Origin of the sequence: Niastella sp. (assembly GCF_045805085.1) — a bacterium.
GTDB lineage: Bacteria > Bacteroidota > Bacteroidia > Chitinophagales > Chitinophagaceae > Niastella.
In genome coordinates this window covers 24,487-34,886 of the sequence record NZ_JBJMLX010000393.1, presented here as the reverse complement: position 1 = coordinate 34,886, position 10,400 = coordinate 24,487, and the positions used below count along the sequence as shown (strand labels likewise).

At 45.1% G+C, this 10,400-nt stretch carries 6 protein-coding genes; all 6 read right to left on the bottom strand.

The genetic code is table 11. The features are described from left to right. A partial coding sequence (locus tag ACJ751_RS20595) for a TonB-dependent receptor plug domain-containing protein (protein ID WP_407747408.1) occupies nt 1-1,618 on the bottom strand: 1,618 nt, incomplete at its 3' end. A 160-nt stretch (nt 1,619-1,778) separates the two neighbouring features. Next, nucleotides 1,779-2,996: an ROK family protein gene (locus ACJ751_RS20590; RefSeq protein ID WP_407747407.1), complete on the bottom strand. Its 1,218-nt coding sequence runs from the start codon at nt 2,994-2,996 to the stop codon at nt 1,779-1,781. A 358-nt stretch (nt 2,997-3,354) separates the two neighbouring features. Further along, nucleotides 3,355-4,377, bottom strand: a complete 1,023-nt coding sequence (locus ACJ751_RS20585) for a lipid A deacylase LpxR family protein (protein ID WP_407747406.1) — start codon at nt 4,375-4,377, stop codon at nt 3,355-3,357. A gap of 62 nt (nt 4,378-4,439) precedes the next feature. Continuing rightward, a complete protein-coding gene (locus ACJ751_RS20580; RefSeq protein WP_407747405.1) occupies nt 4,440-6,809 on the bottom strand; it encodes a GAF domain-containing protein in 2,370 nt (789 codons plus the stop codon). 172 nt (nt 6,810-6,981) lie between these two features. After that, on the bottom strand, nt 6,982-9,519 hold the full coding sequence (locus tag ACJ751_RS20575; RefSeq protein ID WP_407747404.1) for a BamA/TamA family outer membrane protein: 2,538 nt from the start codon (nt 9,517-9,519) through the stop codon (nt 6,982-6,984). 12 nt (nt 9,520-9,531) lie between these two features. Further along, nucleotides 9,532-10,398, bottom strand: a complete 867-nt coding sequence (locus tag ACJ751_RS20570) for an SdiA-regulated family protein (RefSeq protein WP_407747403.1) — start codon at nt 10,396-10,398, stop codon at nt 9,532-9,534. Nucleotides 10,399-10,400: the final 2 nt, after the last annotated feature.

Genomic DNA, 10,400 nt, shown 5'->3' with positions numbered 1-10,400 from the left:
GAATTTCTGTTCTTTTGCCGCTTTCAGTTCTTGACGAAGTAAAGTCAGTTGCAATTCTTGCACGTAATTTCAGATCATCGATGATCTGCCAGTTATTGGTAAGGCTGGCAATTACACGGTTGCTGTATTCATCTTCATTATATTCTTTTACGCGCCACAGATAATCTGCTATATCACTTTTGAAACCGGGATATATAATATTTTCCCCGGGTGTCAGACTTTGACCGCCGGCTCCTGATACGAACTTATAGCCCCGGCTTGTTTTATATCTCGCCTTATACCAGTCGGCATTGTCGAACCGGCTCATCATACCCGTGAAATTGTTCATTAAACGGTCGATGCTGTAAGGACGGTTTTCGGTTTTCTGGTTTATATAATTGACCATCACATCTGTAGAAAACCTTTTGTTCAGCTTGAAGCTGCTGTTAAAATTTGCAATGTTCTTTGCATTGTTGGCACCCAGACTAATTCCTTCATTGGTTTGACGGGTGAAAGAAAAACGCACATTGGAATTTTCGGTGGAATGCGACATTGAAATGTTAACGCTTGAGTTATGCGCTGTTCTGAACAATCCTTTGTAGTTATTTTTCTGCGCTTCATAAGGTCTTATAATACCATCCCAACCCATTGTAGGCTTGCCGTCGAATTTAGGCCCGAAGTTGATGGTATGACCTGTTGTACCTCTTGTTTCTTTAATACCATCTCCATCCAGATCATAATATAAAAAACCGGTAGAATCCTGTCCGGCATTACTCACAAATATAGGAGCGCCCGGCCCTCTTACATTCTGATATTGGGGCAGGTAGGCTGCTTCATCCATACTGTAATTAGCAGCAAAATCTACACTGAATCCCTTTTTACCCTTTCCGCTTTTGGTTGTGATGAGCACTACACCGTTTACGGCTTCCGAACCATACAACGCAGCCGCCGAAGCGCCTTTTAATATGGAGATGTTATCAATGTCTTCGGGGTTAATATCCAATAACCCGTTACCGCGCAACCGCTGATCAGCATAGTAATCATTGTTCTTTACTTCACCATCGCGAATGGGCACACCATCCAATACAATCAAAGGCTGGTTTTTGCCGGTAATGGAGTTGATACCACGTATGGTGATATTAACCCCACTTGTGGCGCCACCAGGTGTAGTACCGATACGTACGCCAGGCGCTTTACCATATAATGCCGAAGCAAAGTTGGGCGAACCTGTTCTGGTCAGGTCTTCGGCTTTTATTGTGCTTACGGCGTAGCCCAACGATTTTTGCTGGCGCTTTACCCCTAAACTTGTTACCACAACGCCTTCCAGGCTGGTGACCTCACCGGCAAGCGTTACATTGAGTGTGGTCTGGCTTCCTAATGAAATCTCTTTTTTGTCGTAGCCAACAGAAGAAAATACGAGTACCGGTTTTGCAGTGGATACCGGGATCCTGAACGAACCGTTCATGTCTGTTACAGCAGCAGCGGTGCTTCCTTTTTCGGAAACGGATACACCTGGCAAACCAGTGCCGGTGCTATCCTTTACCACTCCTGAGATCATCTTTTTTTCCTGTGCGGTACCTGTTAAACTCCAGATACACGACAGTAGGACCAGCAATAGCCGGATTGGTGCTTTCGTCATAGCAGTTTGTTTGTTTGTCAATAAAATAGTTCTGGCTTTATAGTAGCAAGCTGGAATTTTGCTTACGCAAAACCTTCTGGCTTTTAACTATCTTCTTAATATAACTATCCTGTTTATGTGGCTATACAGGAGCGGATAAGATTAATGGTTTTGGATAAGATTACAACATCCGCTTTATTTCATGGGTGAGATTCTTTGTTTCTTCTTTTTCATAGTTCTCCATCACAAGAGCGGCGGCGCCTGTGAGTTCTGCATTATATCCCAATGCCGAGATCTCTACTTCTGTATTCGCTGATAACACGGGAATACAATGTTCATTCAATGCCTGTTGTATGGGGGCCTGCCAGATCTTGCCGGCCGATGATCCACGTCCGCTCAGGATCACTACTTCGGGGTTCAGTAAATGGATCAGGATAGCAACGCCGCGGCCAATGTTGTAGCCGGCTTCAGACAATATCTCTACCGCAAACTTATCGCCCTTGGCTGCGGCGGCTACTATATTTAAAAAGGCCTTTTCAGGATGGTCTGCCGTTAGTTCCTTATTCTTTAACGTCGACAGTTTTCCGCTTTCCAGGCCCTTGCTTGCTTTTTCTATCACTACTAATAGTGAGGTTTCCGTTTCCAGGCAGCCGCTTTTGCCGCAACTGCACAATTTGTTGTTCAAAAAAAGCGGGATGTGACTAAACTCACCGGCAAAGCCATCATGCCCTCTGAATAGCTCACCTTCCAGGATCATTCCTAAACCCACACCCCAGCCTACATTTATCACCAATGCATTCTTTCGTTGCCGGGCCGCACCAAATTTCAGTTCGGCCAATGCAATGAGCCGGGAGTCGTTATCAATGAATACGGGTAATTTTACTTTGGTTGAAATGTACTGGCTGATGGTAGTGCCGTTAGTTTCCAAAAAGGTGTAATTGATGCCTTTTGCTGAATTCACAAAGCCAGGCATGCCGATGCCTATTCCGGCAATTTTATTTTTTGGAATGCCCGACCGGCTAATGATCTCATTTATCTTATCAGCTAATGCGGCCGGTGCATCCGGGTTTTTTGTCAGGGGTAATTCAAACAGTTCAATACTGTTAACGTTCCGGTTCTGCATGTCGAGGATAGCTATTTGTGTAACCAGCTGGTCCATTGCTACCGACACCACATACATTACATCTTCTTTCAATGAGTACATCACGGGCCGGCGTCCACCGGTTGATGCGGCATACCCTGTTTCTGTTACCATCCCTTCTTCCATCAGCTTTCCCAACATTTTGGTGGTAAGCGGAATACTTTTGTGGATCTTGTCGCTTAAATCCGCACAGGAAAGCACATTGCTAAAGTAAAGATGCTTAACGATCCTCCTTTTATACAATAAGTTTCTTTCCATGTGCAACTATCAGGTTATTTATCAAATATAATGTTAAGTTAAATTATCTTTTTAATTATTTTAGATAAGTTTTAAGATATTTTATTCAACTTATACAACTTATTGAATATCAAATTAAGATTTTTGATAAATTATCTTGATTATCTCTCAACTTAAGGTCATCCAATAATCATCCTAAGGTCATCCCAGGGTTATCCTAAGGTTATCTTAGGGTCATCCCAGGGTTTTAACCCTAAGATGACCCTGGAAATACCTTAAGAATACCTAATGAATACCGTGGGATATAAGGTAGTAGTCATAAGCATTGAAATACCTTTAGGCCCCTTTGGGGGCCCTCCATTTTTTGTTTTTTGAATTTTTACCAGGCTAAATAGAAGGATATATTACTGGTTTCCTGGTTGCCGGTACCTTTTACCATCGGCGTCATGGAGGTGAGTGTGTAGGAAATGCCAACCCGGCCCGATGAAACGACCATGCCATACTCACATTGTGCCACCACGCGCTCCCGCACCATATCCGCGTTGGCAGCTTCATCGTAATTGGGATCGGGCGCAGGAATTATGCGGTTGCGCCGGTTGAAAATGCCGCCGCCAATAAAGGCATTACTAAGCGTTAATTCAACGGAGGGACGAACGATGAAATAGATCTGTTGGCGGCTTCTGCGCCCGTTAGGGGTTGAATACCGCGACAAATAACCATTGAAATAAGGTTCCATTTTTCCAAATCGCAGGGTACTCCAGGCCGATAGCCCATTCAATGCGGTTCCGGCAAATGCCTGCGCGCCGCCGATCAGCTCCACTGCTTTATAAATATGGGCCAGTTGTTTTTCGCCGGCCACACTCATATTCAGCAACAGATCGGTTTTTAGCTGGTAATCCCAACCGTTGGGTTTGAAATAACCCACCAGGTGATGCACGGATTCCTGGGTTTGCCGCGCCAGGGATGGCGGCCCTAATACACCCAGCATACATTCACTTTGCCAGCTGTATTTTTTTATGGAATTGGTTGAAAGTAAAGAGTGGGTGGCAAACAGCGCCCCTGAATAGGGGAAGTCATTTCTTAGGGGAATTCTTCGCAGGATGTTCTTGGGTGTTATCATCACCTGCATTACACTAAAGCCATACGTATTTACGCTGCTGTCGCCGGCCTTTGGCATAATGCGGTTCAGCAAAAAGCGGGATGGTTTATTATTTATATAGAAGTAGTCGAACCTGGTGCCATTGGTATAGCCGCGGTCGGTTATTCCCCCCACCACGTTAAACAGATCATTGTCTTCATACGCCCTGAACATATGGCGATACGTGTTCTGCTGTTGCCCATAAGCTGTTCCTGTTATGTAAATACTTAAACATAACAGGATAATGAATTGCCCCCGCTTCATATAGATCCTAATATACTGTCTTTTTATTGCAATTCATATTACCCTTGCAGGAAATGCGATCATTAAGCAGCTTCCTGATCGTATTCCAGGTTTATGCCTACGCGTAATGCTTTTAACCCGGCCACTCCCTGCAATTCTTCCAGGTCAAGGAACTCGAGGTCGTTCAGCAATATGCCCTGTTCCTGCAGATATTGAATATGAGAAATGTATTCATCTGCATCGCGGCGGTTAAAATATACCAGGGCAATTTTCCCGGGCTGGGTCAATCGCTCATTGGTATCGGCCACATGCACTTTGTCGATCCGTTTTTTGATAACCTGGTAGCGGATGTTATAACCGCCTTCGGCATCAAACCGCCGTTCATCGTTGCGGAAACTGATATCGATGGTATTGCTATGAATGAAAATGAGCTGGGTGGTTTGCAATGGTTTCGACAGTTTGGGCAGCAGGCCATGGGTGATCTTTGCAATGGCTGCCATCGATGAGATCTGCCACAACCGCAGATTCTTCAAATACAGGATATCGAAGGGTTTTTGTGGGGCAATGGTTTGCCCAATGTAAATATCATATTCCACCCCATCTGTTCTGAAGCGTTCAAAATAGCAGGGGTATGATTGCTGCAATTCATCCTTCATCAGGTCGAGGTAATTATTCACGGCGGTGTTCACCGATTGCATCGACTCTTCCAGTTGCCGTCTGTTCGTCCATACACTGCCGGTCATTTCTTCAATGGCTGCAAAATATTTCTCCACTATACCGGCTGAACCGGGATGAGTTAGTTTGAAATGTTTCAGAAATGAAACCGCTTCCTTCTCCAGGAAATCGGTCAGCTTTACTTCGCTGTGCGGCGTTAACGAATCATCGAGCGTGCTTTTCCATTTACGGCATTTATAGATCATTTCATCGGTCAACGCCAGATTGTACTGCTTTTTAACCGCCTGCAGGGTTTCGAGCAGAATGGCGAACTGGTCCTGCAGATCGCTTAACTGCGCCCGGTTGCGTTCTATGGTTGAATTGCGAATATCAACGGCGCCATACAACGGATACACACTTTCAAAACCTACTGTTTCTATTTTGCCCTTGCCATTATATTCCACTTCCTGCAGGTAATTCCAGGCTGCTTCATTGAACTTCCATTGCACCGCAGGTTGTAACGAAGTGAATTTCTCCCTTATAACGCCATCGATGGCTGAATCAAAGTCATCGATAGAGAGTTGCACCAGCTGCGCCAGTACGGGATAGGCTGGCTCCAGCAGGGCCAGTACTTTTTCATCGAGTATGCCTGGCTTGCGGGTATAAATTTCCAGCATGCCGGCCAGGTTGTTATTATAGTAAAGTGGTAATACTATGAACGACTGTACACCGGTTCTTGTACAGGCTGATAAAAATGGGTAGAGTTTTGCTTCTTTAGTAGAAATGGTTTTATAAATTAACGACCGTGGGTTTCTGATGAATTCTTCTGCAAATGCCTGGTAAGCGCTGCGGGCAGCGCCGCTTGAACACTCTTCCGTATTATCGCCCATCATCACACTTCTGAGTTCATGCATATGCGGCAGCACCAGTTTTTCATTGATGCGGAACAAAGGGGTCACATTAAAATCAATGGCATCATTCTGCACCAGGGTCTTCAATGATCTTGTTACGTCGTGGTGACATTTATCTTCTTCCTTCCGGTGAAGGTTCACCATAGTATTCTTGATGGTTTCTACTGCATACTTCGCCGTTTCATCACTTATGGTCACTACCGACATTCCCCTGAATTTAAACAAGTGTAAGGGCAGTACTCTTTCCAGCTTTTCAAACCCATGGTCTTCATCGATGTGACCGGTAGCGGTAATAGCACTCAGATCGGGCACCTCGCCAACAGGAATAACCTCAATAAAGCGGGTATCGATGTTTATTTTTAAATGCCGTAACAACCCGGTCTCTTCATCAATAAATGAATGGATGATCTCGTTCTTATGAAAGGGAGCGAAATTATAAATGCGTTCCAGGATAAAAGTATAAGCTATCCGAAGGTTACGCTGCCGCATCATTTCTTCTCCTCCTTCTACAACCGCTTTTTTAAGCTTGCTGTTCTTTGTATCTACCATCAGCTTCTGAAACGCATCGGTACCATAAACAAAAAGCGGCCGCAACGGCATACCTAATGCCCATGGTAAGCGGGTTTCATCTTCGGTTACATTCGACATGCTTACGAAGATCAGTTCCAGCACATCGCGGTATTTATCCAGGTTCTCCAGCGGCACATCGCCTTCCAGCTCAGGAAACTGTTCCAGTTTTTCGAGCAGGAACGCGGTGAGTTTATCTTTTAAAGAGGAGTCGTGTTTAAGGCTCTTTTTTAAGAAGTTGATGAATGGACGTAGTGATAAAGCCGTGTCTAAATTAGTCAGCGTAAATTTCTCGTTAATATTAATCGTCATCGTTTGCATACACAAAGCCATTTATTGCTATAGGCGCAGCACTTTTTTAGCAGCATTTCAGGCGGCAGGTGCAACAGGCCCAGCCCCTACTCTATTCCAATAGGATGCCATAACTGAAAATCAGCCCGTTTGTCACCCTACAAACCGGTGAAACCGGCAATTATATCAGCCGAAGGCGGTTTTAGAACCTGAAACCCATTCTTACATAGGGATACCAGCCTTCGTTGGAATAACCGGCCAACACCTGGAAAACTGCCATTTGCGCAGGCGCAAAGTATAATCCTCCCCCAACTCCCTGGTGCCATACATTTGACGATTCATCTTTTATCCAAACACGGCCTACATCGTAGAACCCTGTAACGCCAAATTGACCAGGTAAGATGTAACTGGCAAAGTTAGCAAGCTTTATACGAAATTCAAGATTGTTGTATAACATCTGTTCCCCTGCAAAACGGTACTGACGAAAACCCAGCAGGTTTTCATGCCCGCCTAAAAATGCTGATTGATAAAAAGCTGATTTACCGAAAGTAACAGCACCGCCTAACCGTTCGGCTATTACCACCCGGCCTTTTTTGCTGAGGTTTTTATACAGGTCTATTTCAGATGTCAGCTGCACATATGATTTAGATTCGTTATTCAACCCGCCATATGCCTGCACCAATATATCAATATAATGCCCCTTTGTGGGTAAGATGATGTTGTCACGTTTATCACGGATCAGGTTAAGCACCACACCGGCATGCACTTTATTCTGATTGATGGTATTACTATCGTATGAATTGATCAGTGTTGTTTTAGTAATAAACCGCGCGCTGTTGTCGCTGCTGTCTGAGTGATAAAACTGAACAGACGGGCCGGCACTGATGGTGGTAAACCGGCTAAGGCGCCAGCGCAAAGCAGGGTTCACCTCGAATAAATTATACCGGGTACGATAAAATCTTTTATAATCCCCTTCTTTTATAAACCCGGTCTCATTTCCCCGGCCAAAAAAGTTACGGGTATTATTAGGCGCAAATATATTAGCCTGCAATGTTAGATCTGCCTTTCCAACAGCTTTAAACCATTCCCCCTTATACCTGATGCGAAAGGCAGTTGTTGAAAAAGAGTGGGCCAGCGTTAGCGTTTGCACACTTCCAAAAGGAACTTTTCTAAACCCGGGCAGCATTACCTTCACACCAGCTCCCAGTAAAATTCCATCATCAAGATTGAACCCGGCCGTTAAAAGCGGTTTTACAATACTGTAAGGATTAGTGGGAATAAAAGCCGTGTTGGTTGTATCGTTTGACAAATGTTTTCTCAGGCGGCCTGTTTCGCCGGTGAAAGCAGAGCCGGTTTCTTTTTCATACACACACACTTTTTTACCGGCATCCTGTACATGAAAAATCTTTGCGCCCTCGCCACCGATCATGCGCATTTTAATTTTTTTATGGGTGGTATTAAGCAATACGCTGTCATCGCCATTGCCAATATAAAACCGCAATTCTTTGGTTTCGGAAGGAAGGAAGTTGCGGGCAAACAATTGGTCTCCGGTCTTGCCTTTTTTCGACAGCTTATGAATTTCTACCAATAAGCCTTTATTGGGGCCATTGGTTACTTCAATCAGCTCGTTTTTATCAGACGCCTGTATGTCAACGATCCGGCTCAAAAAATAATAGTAGTTCTCCATGGCTTTAGCCAGGTTCCCTCTGCGCGTTTTCATTTTCTGCAACAGCTCATCATGGCGCAATACATATACTTCAGGCGGCAAACGGGATAATGCCGCTTCCAGCATCTCATCTGTGAGCTGGGTTATAAACAGATTGGTCAGCTGCATCCAGCGATCATGGTCCAGTTGAATAAGAAACCGGGAGTCGAGTTTGCGGGCCTCGAAGAAAAAGAAATTGCCGCGTTTGATGTCACTCTTGAATCCCCTCAGGAACGGGGCCAGCCATTTGCGGGATGCCAGCGATGGAATAAAGCCTTCGTTCCGGTACAAAGCCTGGTCGCGGTCACGGGGTATGGGCAGGTATTTTTTTGCGCTTCCTTTTTGTTCATCTAACCAGCGCCACTGGTCTTCATGCCGGTCCCAGTCGCCCAGGAACAGGTCGAGCATGCGCGCCCTGAAAAAAGCAACGGTATCAACAGTATTATCATTGTCTTCCTTCAAACGCTCCAGCATTTTCAGGGTATTGTCAGAACTGCCATAGGGTTCTCTTTCTTCCAGCAAACACATGGTATTAGCAAACTCTTTTTCATATTCGCCCAGGTTTTTATCGGGCGCTACATACCCTATGATGGGATTGGTATGTGGTACATGCTCTGCCTCCGATAACACAGGCACTATCAATGGAGCATACGGATGTTGGGCGCTCATAGCATCGCGCACCCAGTCGGCGGCGAAGGTTTCGCGGAACGCTTCGGGCAATAAGATCTCGGGGTATTTTTCAATACTGCGCAGCACCCATTCCTTGCCACTGGCATCCTTCATGCGTAAGGAGTGGGTTTGATGCCCGCCGCCCAGCTGCAAGGGGATCAGCCCTTTTTCCGACAACCTGATCACCGGCAGCTTTACCGGGGCCGCCCATTCCTTGCGGAAGTTTTCACCGAAGATCCGGCGATGCATGCTGGTAACACTATCGTAGGATGGGTGTGCCCTTACAGCAGTACTGTCTGTTTGTGCTGTTGCCATCCGCCCGGTTAAAACAATAAGCAATATGAAGTGTAAAATTCTTTTTGACATAGGCTATCCAGGTTATTTTCCCTTCCAGGCGGTTTTTAAAATATTTCCAGAATGCAGATCACCGCCTTCATTGGATATATACAGATTGTTGTTTTTATCGAATGCTATTCCTTCGGGTTGCACATACAGGGCCGGATTCAGGTGATACACGGCTGTCACTTTCCAGTTGCTATCGGTAACCACTAATACCTTACCAATTGAAGCAATAATATACCATTCTTTAGTACGGGGGTTTTGAGCCAGGGCGGATGGGCGGAAATCCATTTTTTTCTCTCCAAGGATCTTGTCAACGTCCTCTACATCTACAGCGAAGTTACCTTGCAGGCTGAGCTGTCCCTGGTTATTAAGCTGCAAGATATACCCTTTTGTAATTTTCTTATCATTTTCATCCGGACAGTTCTTGCATAAAATATAGATCTGCCTGCTGGCTTCATCGGCATACATGGCTTCATACTCGCCTTTTGGCAACAGGTCTTTCCATTCCACCACCCGCTCGGTTCCTTCCTGGTGCAGATCGGCAAAAGGGAAGGTGAACAGGGAGCCATTGCTTTTCAACATGATCACAAAATCATTACTGATGGCTATATCTTCATAATCACCATGCTTGCCGAATTTATACGCCTCGGCATGATGATCGCCGGGTTTCAGGTAAAATACTTTTCCATCTTCATCCTGCTCGGCATATACCGTATCGGGGTTTCCTTTATAAAAAGCAATACCGGAGATCTCATGCAAACTGGTAGGCATAACAAACTTCAACGGGGTGTTGAGCGCATATCCTTCCGGACCGTCAAATTTCCGCTTTTGCAAGCAGGCGGTTGATAATATAACCAGGCATAAAAACATCACCCAAACTGATATCAACTTTCTTGCATGCATAC

Coding starts and splice junctions, on each gene's coding strand:
- ACJ751_RS20575 (WP_407747404.1), bottom strand. CDS start 9,519: ATGTCAAAAAGAATTTTACACTTCATATTGCTTATTGTTTTAACCGGG.
- ACJ751_RS20590 (WP_407747407.1), bottom strand. CDS start 2,996: ATGGAAAGAAACTTATTGTATAAAAGGAGGATCGTTAAGCATCTTTAC.
- ACJ751_RS20585 (WP_407747406.1), bottom strand. CDS start 4,377: ATGAAGCGGGGGCAATTCATTATCCTGTTATGTTTAAGTATTTACATA.
- ACJ751_RS20570 (WP_407747403.1), bottom strand. CDS start 10,398: ATGCATGCAAGAAAGTTGATATCAGTTTGGGTGATGTTTTTATGCCTG.
- ACJ751_RS20580 (WP_407747405.1), bottom strand. CDS start 6,809: ATGCAAACGATGACGATTAATATTAACGAGAAATTTACGCTGACTAAT.